Genomic DNA, 15,392 nt, shown 5'->3' with positions numbered 1-15,392 from the left:
GTCTCACCGTGCCTTTCGTCTGTCGCATCAGATCGTGTCGTTCGACATCCGTGCCTGCTTCTCATTGTCCTCATGCCGCACCGGTGAACGGGTGTGATCGGCAGGACTTCGTTGGGTCGATGTCGTGTCCCCGGAAGGTCGGGTTACGAAGATCGGCGCCAGTGCGAACAGCGCAACAGTGAAGACGAGCGGTAGGACGAAGGCGATTCGGAGATCGGTGAGCGCCGCGAGAGCCCCGACGACGCCGCCGCCGACGAGTGTTCCGAGGTAGTTGAACAGATTGATTCGGGCGATCGCCGCGTCGACATGGCCGGGAGTCGCCCGGCTGCCTACCGCACTGAAACACAGGGGCGCCACCACAGCCACACCGAACCCGACGACGAGGAAGCCGCTGATCGCGGTGGCGGGGGACTGGGCAATTACGACCAGTGTGAGACCCGCCGTACCGATCAATGCGCCTGCTCGCACCACCGTCTTCTCGCCATGTCTGCGCACCCACCAGTCGCCGGTGGTGCGCGAGAGCAAAGCAGCACATTGGTAGGCGGCGATTCCGAGTGCTGCCGTTCCCGCGTCCGAGAGCAACACATTCGTGAGATAGAGGGCGGACCAGTTCCCCACGCTGAAGTCGACCGCGTAGAACATTGCCATCGCCGCACCGAGCGCAAGGAGTGCGCGCGCCGGAACGGTGGAACCGCCCGACGCACCTGCCTGGGCAGGTGAGCCCGGGGCGGCACCGCTGGTAGTGGGCAGAAACCTCGGCGCGATGACCGCAAGGGTACCGGCGACTACGAGCCCCGCCGCGACCTGTGTCGCCGTCAGTGACATTCCCAGTCCGACAGCCGCGGACACGAACAGAGCGCCGATGATGGCGCCCGCACTCCACGCTGCATGGAACGACGACAGAATGACCCGTCCGTACGCGTGCTGAATGGCCACTGCCTGCATGTTCGCAGCTGCGTCGATGATTCCGACGCCGAGCCCGTAGAGGCCGAGCAGTACGAAGAACGTCGGTGTCGACTGTGCGAGGCCGATTGCCCCGCCTGCACTCGCAATCACGACGAGGCCGGTCACGAGCGCAGACTTGCTCGAACTCCTCCGCACGATCTGTTCGGCCAGAATGCTGCCGCCACCGGCGATCAGGGACACGGTGACTACAGCGACTACGATGAGACCGGCTGCGAGTTGGAAGCGGGATTCGTAGCGCGGAAGTTGTGCGAGGAGTGCGGCGAGCATAAAGCCTTGCGCGGCGAATGCCACGGTGACGGCGGTGCGAGCGCGGCGCTGTGGGGTGAGGTCGGTCATGTTCCTCGGTATTCGACTCGGCGGTGGGCGGTCCGGGATGATTCTCCGCTACACTTAAGCACTATGTCGCGCATTCTCGTAGTTCGCCGCCGTAGCGGGGTCTGATTCGGACCGACCCCTCGCTGCGGGTCGAGCTACGCGTTGGTCCTCCCTTACTACGGAAGACCACTTCGATGAGCACTACGACTCTGGCGCGCACCTTTCCAACCCGGCACCGTTCGATGGCCGGAATGTACTGGTCCGAACCCGGCACTGCCTACGCATCGCCGTCGGGCCCGGTTCGGCTTCGAAGCTTCACGTCGCGACGAATCGGACTCGGTCGTTTCGAATTCAGCGCCACCCTTGCCGTTGCACACGCGATCCGTCAGTGCGTGGTCGAAGCGACCGGCCCCGTCTCGGCAATGACCCAGATGCTCGCCGACGCCGGCATCAATCTCGAGATTCGCGAGTTCCATCAAGTCCCTGCCGATGCCGGAACGCGAACTTTCGTCATGATCGAACGCGCCGGGGGTGGGAGTGCAGGTGAGCGGAGCTACTGGGGAATGGGTACCGGTGCAGACGCCACCGAGTCCGTGTGCCGGGCGATGATCGCCGGAGCAAATCGCGCGATGGAAACGACCCCATCCTGAAACGACGAGAGAGGCACCGCTCCGATAGTCGGGACGGTGCCTCTCTCGTGTGAAAGTGGTGCGCGATACTGGGATTGAACCAGTGACCTCTTCCGTGTCAGGGAAGCGCTCTCCCGCTGAGCTAATCGCGCGGGATGGAGACGAATCTCCTGCATCGAATGGAGCGGACGACGGGATTCGAACCCGCGACCCCAACCTTGGCAAGGTTGTGCGCTACCAGCTGCGCCACGTCCGCGTGTGAAGAGCTTGTATCTGGCTCTTCGGGTAAAACTGCAATCTTGGTGCGCGATACTGGGATTGAACCAGTGACCTCTTCCGTGTCAGGGAAGCGCTCTCCCGCTGAGCTAATCGCGCGAGGTGGAGACGGGAATCGAACCCGTGTGCACGGCTTTGCAGGCCGTTGCCTCACCACTCGGCCACTCCACCGTGAAGGTTGAGTCCAACCTCTCGAGCGGACGACGGGATTCGAACCCGCGACCCCAACCTTGGCAAGGTTGTGCGCTACCAGCTGCGCCACGTCCGCATGCACCAACTGCTCGGAGCAATTGCTCTCCGTGGTGCGGTTGAGAACACTAGCGGACCATGACGGATAGTTACAAATCGGCAGGTCAGTAAGCGCCTGGGTGAACAACACCTGAAAGGCAGCGATGTGAGTCGGACCGTTCCGTGCTCGGGTATTGCCCCGGCCAGGCTTCGGGAGAGGTGCGTTCGCGAATGCCAGGTAGGTGATTCGTGTTCGCTGCTCGAGTCGTGTTAGTGTTCCAACTCGTTCGAGCAACGATCCAGGTTGCTCGACGGTCCCGTGGCTCAGTGGAAGAGCGTCCCGTTCACACCGGGGAGGTCGCTGGTTCGATCCCAGCCGGGACCACCAGCAACCCCTCTCGTCTGCATCAGTGCAGCGGAGGGGTTTTCGTTTCTCCGCAGGCGACAGGGGAGAGTCGCCGGTAGTCTGAATTCGTCGGTCGACCATGGATACGGAACGGAACAGGTGGGCGCCCTGAGTACCGAGGAGATTCACTCCGAAACGGCCGGAGAGGACAAGTCCGAGACGAACCGGTTCGCCGTCGTCGCGGATCGCTGGCGCCGGTCTCGTGAGCGCATCGCCGAGAACAAGCATCTCGAACTCACCTATCGCATCGTGGTAGGAGCGGTCGGAGGGTTCGTCCTCGCCGCAGGGATCGTCGCCATTCCCTACCCGGGTCCGGGGTGGTTGATCGTGTTCACCGGACTGGGCATTCTCGCGTCCGAGTTCGAGTGGGCACACCGACTGCTGCGCTGGGTCCGGGTCCGGTACGACGCCTTCATGGCCTGGTTCGGCCGGCAATCCATCTGGATTCGGTCTCTCGGCGCGATCTTCACATGTGCCGTTGTCCTGACCACACTCTGGGTTCTGGGGGCGATAGGGCTGTTCGCCTCCTGGGTGGGCCTCGACCAGGAATGGCTCCAAGGTCCGTTCTGAGCAGCGCCCGTTCCGGCCGGTTCCGGACCGGCGCGAGTCCGCGCGTGCGGACACGTGTTCGTGGAAGAGAGCCCGGCCGATAGCATGGTCGTGCACACCTGTCCGTCGGCAGAACATCCGGCCGGTACCACCTCATCTCATCTAGGAGCACATCGCCGTGACCACGCCCGCACCCGAAGCCTCAGCCGCGCTCCTCAGGGTGCCAGCAGGGACGACGGCCGGTACCGCGGTCCGCGAGGCCGGCTATCCATCGAAGGGCCCCGATGTCGTGGTCGTGGTCCGTGATGCGGAAGGGCAGCTGCGTGACCTGTCCTGGACACCCGACGCAGACGCCGAGGTCGAGCCGGTTGCCGCCGGCACCGAGGACGGCCGCAGCGTGATCCGGCACTCGGCCGCCCATGTGTTGGCGCAGGCCGTGCAGCAGGAGTTTCCCGATGCGAAGCTCGGTATCGGCCCCCCCATCAAGGACGGTTTCTACTACGACTTCCAGGTTGCCGAGCCGTTCACCCCGGAGGATCTGGCGCGTCTCGAGAAGCGGATGAAGAAGATCGTCAAGGACGCGCAGCGGTTCTCTCGCCGTGTCGTGGAGAGCATCGAGGACGCCCGCACCGAGCTGGCGGAGGAGCCGTTCAAGCTCGAACTCATCGATGACAAGTCGGGCATCGACGATCCCGAGGTCATGGAAGTCGGCGGCGGCGAGTTGACGATCTACGACAACCTCAACCCGCGCACCGGTGACGTGGTCTGGAAGGACCTGTGTCGAGGTCCGCACATCCCGACGACCAAGCTGATCCCAGCCTTCAAGATCACCCGCAGCTCGGCCGCGTACTGGCGAGGAAATCAGGAGAACGCGCAGCTGCAACGTGTGTACGGCACCGCCTGGGAGTCCAAGGAGGCTCAGGACGAGTACCTGGAGTTGCTGGCCGAGGCGGAGCGTCGCGATCACCGGAAGCTGGGGTCCGAACTGGACCTGTTCAGCTTCCCGGACGAACTCGGCTCCGGGCTTCCCGTTTTCCACCCGAAGGGCGGAATCATTCGCCAGGAGATGGAGGACTACTCGCGTAAGCGCCACGTGGAGGAGGGGTACGAGTTCGTCAACACCCCCCACATCACCAAGGGGCATTTGTACGAGGTTTCCGGCCACCTCGATTGGTACCGTGACGGAATGTTCCCGGCGATGCACATCGACGAGGAACTCGGCGAGGACGGCACCGTGCGCAAGCCGGGCCAGGAGTACTTCCTCAAGCCGATGAACTGCCCGATGCACAACCTGATCTTCCGCACTCGTGGTCGCTCGTACCGGGAGTTGCCGTTGCGGCTTTTCGAGTTCGGTTCGGTGTATCGGTACGAGAAGTCGGGGGTCGTTCACGGCCTCACCCGTGTGCGCGGCATGACGCAGGACGATGCCCACATCTACTGCACCCGCGAGAACATGCGCGAGGAGTTGACGCGGACGCTCCGGTTCGTGCTCGGGTTGCTCGCGGACTACGGCCTCGACGATTACCACCTCGAGTTGTCGACCAAGAACCCCGACAAGTACGTCGGTGACGACGCGACGTGGGAGGAAGCAACCAACACACTGGCGGAAGTTGCGCAGGCTTCGGGACTGACGTTGGTGCCGGACCCGGGCGGGGCCGCGTTCTACGGACCGAAGATTTCGGTGCAGGTGCAGGATGCGTTGGGTCGTAGTTGGCAGATGTCGACCATCCAGCTCGATTTCAACCAGCCGGAGCGATTCGAACTCGAGTACACCGGTAGCGACGGCGCCAAGCATCAACCGGTCATGATTCACCGGGCCTTGTTCGGTTCGATCGAGCGGTTCTTCGGGGTGCTCACCGAGCACTACGCGGGTGCGTTCCCGGCGTGGCTGTCGCCCGTGCAGGTCGTGGGTATCCCCGTGGCCGAGGCGTTCGAGGATCACCTCTTCGGTGTGGTGAAGCAGCTGAAAGCTGCCGGAGTGCGCGCGGAAGTGGATGTCAGCGACGATCGGATGCAGAAGAAGATCCGGACGCACACCACGCAAAAGGTGCCCTTCATGTTGCTCGCCGGCGAACGTGATGTCGAGGCAGGCGCCGTCAGCTTCCGCTTCCGCGACGGGACTCAGGTCAACGGCGTTCCCGTCGACCGGGCGGTCTCGATCGTGACCGAGTGGATTGCGAAGCGGGAGAACATGTCTCCGACGGCAGGCGCGTTCGCGTCGGAAGAGGCGTGAGCAGATGGCCGATTCAGAGGACGCGTCGGATTCGCTCGTGGACCGTGGACCGGGCGCTCCTGACCATTTGCAACGTATCTGGTCGCCGCATCGGATGTCGTACATCGCCGAAGCACCCCGGACCCAGGGGGCGACCGGTGAGCCGTTCATCGACATTCCGAAGATGTCGGACGAGGACGGGCTCGTCGTTGCGCGCGGCGAGCATGTCTACGCGGTTCTCAATCTGTATCCGTACAACCCCGGACATCTCATGGTGGTGCCGTACCGCAAAGTGGCCGCTCTCGAGGATCTGACCGACGGCGAGAGCAGCGAACTGATGGCCTTCACCCAGCAGGCGTTGCGTGTCGTCAAGGGCGTGTCGAACCCGGACGGTTTCAACGTCGGGCTCAATCTCGGCGCGGCGGCAGGTGGATCACTGGCCGAACACCTGCACCAGCACATCGTGCCGAGATGGGGTGGTGACGCCAACTTCATCACCGTCCTCGGTGGTGTGAAGGTCATGCCCCAGTTGTTGCGCGAAACGCGCGCGCTGCTCGCGAAAGCTTGGCATGCGTGAGGAGCCGGGAAGGGCGCAACGGCGCCATCCACACGGAATCGATGAGATGAGCTGCGAATCTTCGCAGCCGAAGGGGGCAGGTCGGTGCTGAGCATCTTTGGTCGTGACGCGGTGTCGAAGGTGACCGCGCCGATGGGTCACGCGCTCGTCAAGACCGGGCTGACGCCCGACGCGGTGACAGTCATCGGCACGGTCGCGACCATCGCCGGTGCGGTGACGTTGTTTCCGACCGGCCATTTGTTCATCGGGACGTTGTTCATCTGGCTTTTCGTGATGTTCGACATGCTCGACGGTGCGATGGCGCGGGCCCGCGGTGGGGGTACGCGGTTCGGTGCCGTCCTCGACGCCACGTGTGACCGTCTCGCGGACGGTGCCATCTTCGCCGGGCTCGGATGGTGGGCAATCTTCCACGAGGAGAACCGGCCGTTGTTCGTGGCCACCATGATCTGCCTGGTGACCTCACAGGTCATCTCCTACGCGAAGGCCCGCGCAGAGGCGAGTGGGCTTTCCGCGGACGGCGGCCTGATCGAGCGACCGGACCGGTTGGTCATCGTTCTCGTGGGCGCAGGTCTGACTGGACTCGGTTTGAGCTGGGCCATTCACATAGCGATGTGGGTCCTGGCGGCGGGCAGCGTCGTCACGGTGTTCCAGCGCGTTCTGGCTGTCCGGTCCTCCCCAGGGGCGCGGGATCTGATTCCGACGTCGAAGACGACGGGCGACGGCGAGGCGACGCGGTCGTGAGCCTGTCCGCGCAGATGAGCGACCTCGGCTATGCCGCCGGTTGGCGCCTGGTACGCGCACTTCCGGAAAGCGTTGCCACCGCGCTGTTCGATCGCGGCGCAGATTTTGCCGTACGTGACGGGGGGCCGGAACAGTTGCGCTGCAACCTTGCCCGCGTGCTCGGAGTGGCCCCGGCCGAGGTTCCGGACGAGTTGATGCGTGCGTCGATGCGCTCGTATGCGCGGTACTGGCGAGAGGCATTCCGGTTGCCCTCCATGGATCTCGTGGAGACCGCACGCAGCCTCGATGAACTGATCGAGGGGCGTGGGCATCTCGAAGAGGCGATGGCGGCGGGCAACGGCGCGATCCTGGCATTACCGCACAGTGGCAATTGGGACATGGCAGGCGTGTGGTGTGCCCAGCGGTGGGGCAGATTCTCCACCGTCGCCGAACGATTGAAACCCGAATCGCTGTACCAGCGTTTTCTTGCCTACCGCGAAGGTCTGGGGTTCGAGATTTTTCCCTTGAGCGGTGGCGAACAGCCACCGTTCGTCGAGCTGGCGGCGCGGCTGCGAGAGAACAAGGTCGTGTGCCTGCTCGGGGAACGCGATCTGGCTCGCAAGGGAATCCCGGTCACGTTCTTCGGAGAGCAGACCCGTATGCCTGCCGGCCCCGCGAAGCTGGCGATCGAAACGGGTGCGGCGCTTCTACCGGTCCATTGCTGGTTCACCGACGGCGGATGGGGATTCCGGGTCGATCCGCCTCTCGACACCACGGATGGGGTGGACGCGACGACGCAACAGCTGGCTCACCGGTTCGAAGCGAACATCGCCGAACACCCTGCGGATTGGCACATGCTGCAACCGTTGTGGCGCTCGGATCTGTCGGAGGAACGGATTTCCCGTATGGAGGGTCCGTGAATATCGGCATGATCTGTCCCTACTCGTTCGACGTGCCCGGTGGCGTCCAGGCTCACGTGGTGGATCTTGCCGAGGTGCTGATCGAGCGTGGACACCGAGTGAGCGTGCTGGCGCCGGCGTCGGAGGGCGTCGAATTACCCGACTTCGTGGTCTCGGCGGGAAGGGCGCTTGCTATTCCGTACAACGGGTCCGTGGCACGGCTGAGCTTCGGTCCGACCGCCAGTGCGCGGCTGCGGCGCTGGATCGCGAACAACGACTTCGACGTTCTCCATATCCACGAACCCAATGCCCCGAGCCTGTCGATGCTGGCGCTGCGTGTGGTGCAGGGGCCGATCGTGGCGACCTTCCACACCTCGACCACCAAGTCGTTGGTGCTCAGTACCTTTCAAGGTGTCCTGCAGCCGTACCTCGAGAAGATCAGCGGCCGTATCGCTGTCTCCGAACTCGCCCGACGATGGCAGATGGAATCGTTGGGCTCGGACGCCGTGGAGATCCCGAACGGCGTGGACGTGGCTGCTTTCGCCCATGCGCAGCCGTTGTCCGGCTACCCGCGTTCCGGTCCGACGATCTTGTTCCTCGGTCGCTACGACGAACCGCGCAAGGGAATGGCCGTTCTGATCGGGGCGCTGCCGAAACTGACCGAGAGGCACCCAGACCTGGAAGTGCTTGTCGTCGGCCGTGGGGACGAGCAGCGACTGCTCCGTGACGCCGGTGATCTGGCGTCGCATTTCCGGTTGCTCGGTCAGGTCACCGACGAGGAGAAGGCTTCGGCGCTGCGCAGTGCCGACGTGTACTGCGCCCCCAACCTCGGTGGCGAGAGCTTCGGCATCGTGCTGGTCGAAGCGATGGCGGCGGGAACGGCGGTGGTCGCCAGCGAACTGGACGCGTTCCGGAGGGTGCTGCGCGATGGTACGGCCGGTGAACTGGTTCCCGTGGACGACTCCGTTGCGTTCGGTGACGCGGTGTTGCGGCTGCTCGACGATCCCGAGTACCGAAACAGACTCGTCGACGCAGGCACTGCAGTGGTCGGCGAGTACGACTGGCCGGTCGTCGCGGAGCAGATTCTGAGGGTGTACGAAACCGTCACCGTGGGAGCCGGTCGCGTTCGAGAGGTGCGGTCGTGACCTTCTCGGCGTTGACGATCTTCGTCATGGCGATGGTCGCTGCCGTTCTGTTGGTCGTCGGCCTGTGGGCGTACAGCACGGCGAATCGTCTCGATCGCCTGCACGTGCGTTCCGATCTGTCCTGGCAGGCTCTCGACGCCGCACTGGCACGCAGAGCCGTGGTGGTTCGCGCAATCGCGGCGGGTCTCGAATCTCGAGATTCACGCCGTCTGGTCGCGCTGGCGGACCGTGCGGAACGCGCTGACCGAGTTGCCCGGGAGGTTGCAGAGAACGCTGTGTCCGGAGCTCTTGCAACGATGGATTTCGACGACGTGCGCCCACAGTTGCTGGCCGAATTGGCCGATGCCGAGGCGAGAGTGCTCATCGCCCGCAGATTCCACAACGACGCTGTTCGGGACACGCTTGCCTTGCGCACCCGGCGCCCGGTGCGATGGTTGCATCTGGGTGGTACAGCTCCGCTACCGACATACTTCGAAATCACGGAACGCACCACCGCTGCGGCGATGTCGGACGGGGTCAGTCTCGACGCGACGCGGACTTCGGCCCGTGTGGTGATCCTGGACCACGACGGACGGGTGCTGCTTCTGCGTGGACACGATCCGGCAGACCCTGGCACGCACTATTGGTTCACGGTCGGCGGCGGAGTCGAGAAGGGTGAGAACCTGCGTGCCGCTGCGGTACGTGAGGTGCGCGAGGAGACGGGACTGACGGCGCAGGAATCTGCGTTGCGGGGTCCGATGTGGCGGCGGGTGGCAACCTTCTCGTGGGACAACCGAATGATCCGCTCGGAGGAGTTGTTCTTCGCACTCGGCACCGACGGATTCGAACCCCACGGTGACGGGTTCACAGAACTCGAAAAGCGCACGGTGACGGCACACAAGTGGTGCTCTGCGGCCGACGTCGAGGCGTTGGTGGTTGCAGGAGAAGCCGTATACCCCCAGGATCTGGCAGTCCTCCTGGTCGAGGCCGGGGAGATTTGCGCCCAGGCGCACGAACCAGAGGTACGCGCGATCCGGTGACGGCAGGCCGGCAAAGCTGGCGGCCGCCCGACGAACCTGACGGGCAGGCCAGCAAATCCGGACTGGCTACGGCGGCGGTAGACGCGTCGTCATAGAATCGATCATTGCAACGCGGGCAGTTGGCCTGCGTGTGCGAGTTTCACGAGTCATATTTCAGCCACTACCCAGGAGTTTGCTGTGAGCACCCCCGAGACCACCCCCACAACCGGTACTGCGCGCGTGAAGCGTGGCATGGCCGAGATGCTCAAGGGTGGGGTCATCATGGACGTCGTCACTCCCGAGCAGGCGAAGATCGCCGAAGACGCGGGCGCGGTGGCGGTCATGGCGCTCGAGCGTGTTCCGGCCGACATCCGTGCGCAGGGCGGTGTCTCTCGGATGAGTGATCCGGACATGATCGACGGCATCATCTCGGCAGTGAGCATCCCGGTCATGGCCAAGGCGCGCATCGGGCATTTCGTCGAGGCGCAGATCCTGCAGAGTCTCGGTGTCGACTACATCGACGAGTCCGAGGTTCTCACGCCTGCGGACTACGCGAACCACATCGACAAGTGGAACTTCACCGTGCCGTTCGTGTGCGGCGCGACCAACCTCGGCGAGGCGCTGCGCCGCATCACCGAAGGTGCCGCGATGATCCGTTCGAAGGGTGAGGCCGGAACCGGAGACGTCTCCAACGCCACCACGCACATGCGGACCATCGGCGGTGAGATCCGCCGGTTGACATCGTTGAGCGAAGACGAATTGTATGTGGCGGCAAAGGAACTGCAGGCGCCGTACGACCTGGTGGTCGAGGTGGCGAAGGCAGGAAAGCTACCCGTCACGATGTTCACCGCGGGTGGAATCGCCACACCTGCAGATGCTGCGATGATGATGCAGCTCGGTGCTGAAGGCGTCTTCGTCGGCTCGGGCATCTTCAAGTCGGGCAATCCCGCCGAGCGTGCCGCGGCGATCGTGAAGGCGACCACGTTCTTCGACGACCCGGACGTGCTTGCGAAGGTGTCGCGCGGCCTCGGTGAGGCAATGGTCGGCATCAACGTCGACGACATCCCCGTACCGCACCGCCTTGCAGAACGCGGTTGGTGAGCCGGCGCCTGCGTGAAGCAGGAGGTCCGCCCCGAATGCCGGACCGCCGACCGCTAACCTGGATCCACTAGCGGAGGAGGATCCATGGCGCGTATCGAGGACGTTCTCGAATTGGAGTCGCTGGAGAGAGATATCTTCAGAGGCGCCGTACACCCGACCATTTTGCAGCGAACGTTCGGCGGCCAGGTCGCCGGTCAATCGTTGGTCTCGGCTGTACGGACGGTCGACGACGCGTTTCGGGTCCATTCACTGCACGGCTACTTTCTTCGGCCGGGCAATCCGACGGAGCCGACGGTCTTCGTCGTGGACCGCATTCGGGACGGCCGGTCGTTCTGCACTCGCCGTGTCACGGGAATTCAAGACGGCAAGGCAATCTTCACGATGTCGGCCTCGTTTCACACGAGCGATGAGGGAATCGAACATCAGGACGCCATGCCGAAGGTGGCTGCTCCGGAAGACCTTGCGGACACCCGCGATTCGGAAGAAGTCGCGAACAGCGAGTTCTATCAGGAATGGAAAGAATGGGACGTTCGCATCGTGCCGGACGACGACACCCGGAAAATACCGGGCGTCGCGGCGCAGCAGCGTGTCTGGTTCCGGTATCGAAACGCGCTGCCGGATGACCAGGTGTTCCATATCTGCACGCTGGCGTACATGAGTGATATGACATTGTTGGGCGCGTCGAAGGTCCCGCATCGTGGTGTCGTGACGCAAGATGCTTCGCTCGATCATGCGATGTGGTTTCTGCGTCCGTTCCGTGCTGATGAATGGTTGCTGTACGACCAGACCTCGCCGTCGGCAGGTCTCGGTAGAGCGTTGACGCAGGGTCGGATCTTCGACCGGAACGGAAACCTGGTTGCCGCAGTGGTGCAAGAGGGACTCACACGCCTACCGCATCAACCTGAATCGAGCGTGAACGAGACGGGAAAGAACGCATGACACGCCCGCTGATCGGTGTGCTTGCGCTGCAGGGAGATGTGCGCGAGCACCTGGCCGCATTGAACGATTCCGGTGCGGATGCGATCGGAATCCGTCGGCCCGAAGAACTCGAGAAGGTGGACGGGATCGTCCTACCCGGTGGCGAGTCCACCACGATGAGCAAGCTCCTCGAGATCTTCGAACTGTTGACGCCACTCCGCGAGCGTCTTGCGGACGGCCTACCAACCTACGGTTCGTGTGCCGGAATGATTCTGCTTGCGAGTGAGGTGCTCGACACGAGACCGGACGCGAGGCATCTGAACGCGATCGACATGACGGTGCGGCGCAATGCTTTCGGACGACAGGTGGATTCCTTCGAATCCGACCTGGAATTCGCGGGAATCGACGGAGACCCGGTGCGGGCGGTCTTCATCCGTGCGCCGTGGGTCGAGCGAGTGGGTGACGACGTCGAGGTGCTCGCTCGCGTTCCACACACGGCCGGCGCTGCCGCGGACCGGATCGTCGCGGTGCGCCAGGGTTCGGTGGTGGCGACATCGTTCCACCCGGAGGTCACCGGGGATCGGCGGGTTCACGGATTGTTCGTGGACATGGTGCACGAGCGATCCTGACCGCCTCGTCAGTCGAGGGGACTCAGATGGACGAGCCCGTTACCGTCCACGGACCAGCCGGGGTTGTGGCAGATTTCCCACAGGACTCCGTTCGGATCGGCGAAATGCCCGTGATAACCGCCGAAGGCGGCCCGCTGCGGCCGCTTGACGAGACTCGCTCCAGCCTCGACTGCGTTTGCCACTACCGTATCGACGGCCTCGGGGGAATCGACGTTGTGTGACAGGGTGACTCCGGCAACCCCAGTCGGGGCGGAGGGGGCCGTATCGGGTGAGTCGGTGGTCGCCGGATCCTCGAGATCGCGGCCGAACTCGAGTGCATCGAACAGTGCGAGTACCAACCCCGGACCCACCTGGAAGAAGATGATCTCCCCAGGAACGTCGGCGAGGGGAGTCCAGTCGAGCCCATCTCGGTAGAACCGACGCGCAGCGGCCAGGTCCGGTGTCGCGAGCGTGATGAAATGCAGCCGCTGATTCTCGAATGTGTCCGCACTTTCGAATCGACCTGTACTCATGGGTCCGAGTATGTCGGTTCGACCTCCGTCAGTGCGCCGATTCGGCCGCTATCAGCGAGTTGAGCAGAGCCGCGCCGGTACTCGCGGAGTCGACGGTGACGGCGAACGTGCGACCGCCGCGTTTGGTCATGACGATGCCTTCGCCGGAGCGAACCAGAATTGCGGTCCCCTGGGGTGAGGCTCGGTAGCCCCACCCTCCCCAATGTGCGGGACTGATGTGATCTGCCGAGGCCGTGGCGATCGTGTTCAGCGGCACCAGTTTCCAGCGCACGCCCCAGGACGAGATGGACAGCCCACGCCGGTCGATTCGAACCGTGATCGCGGTGAACGCGCCACCGACAAATACCAGGGCTGTGAACAGCACGGTCATCCACCAGGCTCCCATGAGGCCGGACACCGTCGCGGCCAGGGCCATCGGGAGGGTGAGTGCGCCCGCCCAACGACCGTGTACGTGGCCGGTCCAGACGGCGCGTTCGGTGGTGGACAGGGGAGTGGCCAAGACCGGAACTGCAGCGTCCGAGGTCTGTGCGGGACGCGGCGCATACTTGTACGCCGTTGCCGCCAAGGGGATCCCGAGCAGCGGGATGAGGATCCATGCTCCGATTCGTGCGTCTTCCGGTCTGCCTGCGTTCTGGGTGAGTGCGACGCTCAGTATCCAGGTCGACGCCATGGTCCACGAGACCATCACAGCGGCAGGGAGCCAGAGTGCGGCGTTCGTGCTCGACCGAGCGGCCACTACCGCCGCGGCGACGGTGGCGAACAGGGACACGCCGAGTGCGAACCAGAAGTATGTGTTCGGGCTGCCATAGCGGTCGGGTTCCGCGCCCGACCAATGCACCGCCATGGACGGAGGTAGGGTCTCTGCCCAATTCACGCGGGCGAGTATCAATGCGAGCAACGGTAGTGCGGTCAGCGTGGCAATCGTGATCAGGCGGTTTCGGGGGGTCATGATCCAGCGGTCTCCCTTATCGTCTCGAGCATCGTGTCGGTGTCGAGGCCCTGTCTTCGGGCTTCGCGCACGAAAGCTTTCGCAGTCTCGGCGAGCGCCGTGCGAGCAGAGTTGGTGTCGGTGCGGATCACAGCACCGCGGCCACGGCGCAACTCGATCAGACCCTCGTCTCGAAGCACGGCATAGGCGCGCAGGACCGTGTGAAGGTTCACGTCGACCGAGTCCGCCAGCGCGCGAGCAGAGGGCAGACGGTCTCCCGGCTTCACGTCGCCACGTATTAGCGCTCCTCGAACGTTCGCGGCGATCTGCTCGCCCAATGGGACGTTCGAACCGTGGTCGATCCGCATCAACATGTTTGCATTATATGCAAACAAATGCTGCAACTGATCAAGTGGGGGTAGACGTGCGTCCAGGCGGCACCTTCGTACGCGCTGAAAGTGCGGGTAGCATCAACAAGTCTGTAAACGCGCATACGGCGTGTGGAACACAGCGGGAAAGGGGCTTGAAACGCATGAGCGGCCACTCCAAATGGGCCACCACCAAGCATAAGAAGGCCGCAATCGATGCCAAACGTGGCAAGGCATTCGCGAAGCTGGTCAAAAATATCGAGGTGGCGGCTCGTACCGGCGGTGGCGACCCGGCGGGCAATCCCACTCTGTACGACGCCATCCAGAAAGCGAAGAAGACGTCGGTCCCCAACGACAATATCGAGCGGGCGCGCAAGCGTGGTGCAGGTGAAGAAGCCGGCGGTGCCGACTGGCAGACCATCATGTACGAGGGCTACGGACCCAACGGCGTCGCGGTACTCATCGAGTGCCTCACCGACAACCGCAACCGTGCGGCCGGCGAGGTTCGCACCGCGATGACGCGCAACGGCGGCAACATGGCCGACCCGGGCTCCGTCGCCTACCTGTTCACCCGCAAGGGGGTCGTCACCCTGGAGAAGGGCGAGCAGTCCGAGGATGATGTCCTCGGCGCAGTTCTCGATGCCGGCGCGGAAGAGGTCACAGATCTCGGTGAGAACTTCGAGATCGTGAGCGAGCCAGGCGATCTCGTCGCAGTTCGGACGGCGCTGGTGGAAGCGGGCATCGACTACGACTCCGCTGAGGCGGACTTCAGGGCCTCGGTGGAGGTTCCCGTCGACGTCGACGCTGCCCGTAAGATCTTCAAGTTGGTGGATGCCCTCGAGGATTCGGACGACGTCCAGAACGTGTACACGAACATCGACCTTTCCGACGAGGTGCTCGCGGAGCTCGACGAGGACTGATCTCGATGTGCGAGCGGGTGGATCGCTGGGCGGTTCACCCACTCGCCGCTCCGGCCTCGGCTGCATCGTCGGTGGCCGCGTGTTGATTCACGATAT

16 protein-coding genes and 6 tRNA genes are annotated in these 15,392 nt (G+C 63.8%); 13 read left to right on the top strand and 9 right to left on the bottom strand.

The window, feature by feature from the left end; all coding sequences use genetic code 11:
* Window positions 1-27: 27 nt before the first annotated feature.
* Window positions 28-1,302 (bottom strand): MFS transporter, encoded by a 1,275-nt coding sequence (locus tag ACZI8Q_RS01590; RefSeq protein WP_463371742.1) that lies wholly within the window; start codon window positions 1,300-1,302, stop codon window positions 28-30.
* Window positions 1,303-1,475: 173 nt separating this feature from the next.
* Between ACZI8Q_RS01590 and ACZI8Q_RS01585 the strand changes: the two genes are divergently transcribed.
* Window positions 1,476-1,931 carry a 2-isopropylmalate synthase gene (locus tag ACZI8Q_RS01585; RefSeq protein ID WP_463371741.1) on the top strand — a complete coding sequence of 152 codons (456 nt, stop codon included), beginning with the start codon at window positions 1,476-1,478 and terminating at the stop codon, window positions 1,929-1,931.
* A 56-nt stretch (window positions 1,932-1,987) separates the two neighbouring features.
* Here ACZI8Q_RS01585 and ACZI8Q_RS01580 read toward each other — a convergent pair.
* From ACZI8Q_RS01580 to ACZI8Q_RS01560, 5 genes are all read right to left on the bottom strand, one after another.
* Window positions 1,988-2,062, bottom strand: a tRNA-Val gene (locus tag ACZI8Q_RS01580).
* Window positions 2,063-2,090: 28 nt separating this feature from the next.
* Window positions 2,091-2,166, bottom strand: a tRNA-Gly gene (locus ACZI8Q_RS01575).
* A 44-nt stretch (window positions 2,167-2,210) separates the two neighbouring features.
* Window positions 2,211-2,285, bottom strand: a tRNA-Val gene (locus ACZI8Q_RS01570).
* 1 nt (window position 2,286) lies between these two features.
* A tRNA-Cys gene (locus ACZI8Q_RS01565) sits at window positions 2,287-2,357 on the bottom strand.
* 24 nt (window positions 2,358-2,381) lie between these two features.
* Window positions 2,382-2,454 (bottom strand) — tRNA-Gly (locus tag ACZI8Q_RS01560).
* 273 nt (window positions 2,455-2,727) lie between these two features.
* Here ACZI8Q_RS01560 and ACZI8Q_RS01555 point away from each other — a divergent pair.
* From ACZI8Q_RS01555 to pdxT, 11 genes are all read left to right on the top strand, one after another.
* Window positions 2,728-2,802, top strand: a tRNA-Val gene (locus tag ACZI8Q_RS01555).
* Window positions 2,803-2,919: 117 nt separating this feature from the next.
* Window positions 2,920-3,390 carry a TIGR02611 family protein gene (locus tag ACZI8Q_RS01550; protein WP_463371740.1) on the top strand — a complete coding sequence of 157 codons (471 nt, stop codon included), beginning with the start codon at window positions 2,920-2,922 and terminating at the stop codon, window positions 3,388-3,390.
* 157 nt (window positions 3,391-3,547) lie between these two features.
* On the top strand, window positions 3,548-5,602 hold the full coding sequence (gene thrS / locus ACZI8Q_RS01545) for a threonine--tRNA ligase (RefSeq protein ID WP_463371739.1): 2,055 nt from the start codon (window positions 3,548-3,550) through the stop codon (window positions 5,600-5,602).
* A 4-nt stretch (window positions 5,603-5,606) separates the two neighbouring features.
* Window positions 5,607-6,158 carry an ATP adenylyltransferase gene (locus ACZI8Q_RS01540; RefSeq protein ID WP_463371738.1) on the top strand — a complete coding sequence of 184 codons (552 nt, stop codon included), beginning with the start codon at window positions 5,607-5,609 and terminating at the stop codon, window positions 6,156-6,158.
* A gap of 84 nt (window positions 6,159-6,242) precedes the next feature.
* Entirely contained in the window at window positions 6,243-6,899 is a 657-nt protein-coding gene (gene pgsA, locus ACZI8Q_RS01535) for a phosphatidylinositol phosphate synthase (protein WP_463371737.1), read from the top strand.
* Window positions 6,896-7,798, top strand: a complete 903-nt coding sequence (locus ACZI8Q_RS01530; RefSeq protein WP_463371736.1) for a phosphatidylinositol mannoside acyltransferase — start codon at window positions 6,896-6,898, stop codon at window positions 7,796-7,798. Before pgsA ends, ACZI8Q_RS01530 begins: the two co-directional genes overlap by 4 nt.
* Window positions 7,795-8,922, top strand: coding sequence for a glycosyltransferase family 4 protein (locus tag ACZI8Q_RS01525; protein WP_463371735.1), 1,128 nt, complete (start codon window positions 7,795-7,797; stop codon window positions 8,920-8,922). Before ACZI8Q_RS01530 ends, ACZI8Q_RS01525 begins: the two co-directional genes overlap by 4 nt.
* Entirely contained in the window at window positions 8,919-9,941 is a 1,023-nt protein-coding gene (locus ACZI8Q_RS01520) for an NUDIX hydrolase (protein WP_463371734.1), read from the top strand. The genes ACZI8Q_RS01525 and ACZI8Q_RS01520 overlap by 4 nt, the downstream gene beginning before the upstream one ends.
* A gap of 177 nt (window positions 9,942-10,118) precedes the next feature.
* Window positions 10,119-11,021 carry a pyridoxal 5'-phosphate synthase lyase subunit PdxS gene (gene pdxS / locus ACZI8Q_RS01515; protein ID WP_463371733.1) on the top strand — a complete coding sequence of 301 codons (903 nt, stop codon included), beginning with the start codon at window positions 10,119-10,121 and terminating at the stop codon, window positions 11,019-11,021.
* A gap of 84 nt (window positions 11,022-11,105) precedes the next feature.
* Complete coding sequence (locus ACZI8Q_RS01510; RefSeq protein ID WP_463371732.1) at window positions 11,106-11,960, top strand: acyl-CoA thioesterase; 855 nt, start codon at window positions 11,106-11,108, stop codon at window positions 11,958-11,960.
* Window positions 11,957-12,568 (top strand): pyridoxal 5'-phosphate synthase glutaminase subunit PdxT, encoded by a 612-nt coding sequence (gene pdxT, locus ACZI8Q_RS01505; RefSeq protein ID WP_463371731.1) that lies wholly within the window; start codon window positions 11,957-11,959, stop codon window positions 12,566-12,568. The genes ACZI8Q_RS01510 and pdxT overlap by 4 nt, the downstream gene beginning before the upstream one ends.
* An 8-nt stretch (window positions 12,569-12,576) precedes the next feature.
* Here pdxT and ACZI8Q_RS01500 read toward each other — a convergent pair whose 3' ends face one another.
* The 3 genes from ACZI8Q_RS01500 to ACZI8Q_RS01490 are packed head-to-tail and all read right to left on the bottom strand — an operon-like array spanning window position 12,577 to window position 14,382.
* Window positions 12,577-13,080, bottom strand: a complete 504-nt coding sequence (locus tag ACZI8Q_RS01500) for a VOC family protein (RefSeq protein ID WP_463371730.1) — start codon at window positions 13,078-13,080, stop codon at window positions 12,577-12,579.
* A 28-nt stretch (window positions 13,081-13,108) separates the two neighbouring features.
* The gene (locus tag ACZI8Q_RS01495) at window positions 13,109-14,029 is read right to left on the bottom strand and encodes a hypothetical protein (protein WP_463371729.1); all 921 of its coding nucleotides are present in this window, start codon (window positions 14,027-14,029) and stop codon (window positions 13,109-13,111) included.
* Window positions 14,026-14,382, bottom strand: a complete 357-nt coding sequence (locus ACZI8Q_RS01490; RefSeq protein WP_463371728.1) for a GntR family transcriptional regulator — start codon at window positions 14,380-14,382, stop codon at window positions 14,026-14,028. The genes ACZI8Q_RS01495 and ACZI8Q_RS01490 overlap by 4 nt, the downstream gene beginning before the upstream one ends.
* Window positions 14,383-14,540: 158 nt before the next feature.
* Between ACZI8Q_RS01490 and ACZI8Q_RS01485 the strand changes: the two genes are divergently transcribed.
* The gene (locus ACZI8Q_RS01485) at window positions 14,541-15,296 is read left to right on the top strand and encodes a YebC/PmpR family DNA-binding transcriptional regulator (RefSeq protein ID WP_463371727.1); all 756 of its coding nucleotides are present in this window, start codon (window positions 14,541-14,543) and stop codon (window positions 15,294-15,296) included.
* The last annotated feature ends 96 nt before the right edge of the window (window positions 15,297-15,392 follow it).

This window comes from Rhodococcus quanlei (genome assembly GCF_055231015.1).
The sequence above is the reverse complement of the archived record's forward strand: the minus strand, read 5'-3'. Positions and strand labels throughout refer to the sequence as shown.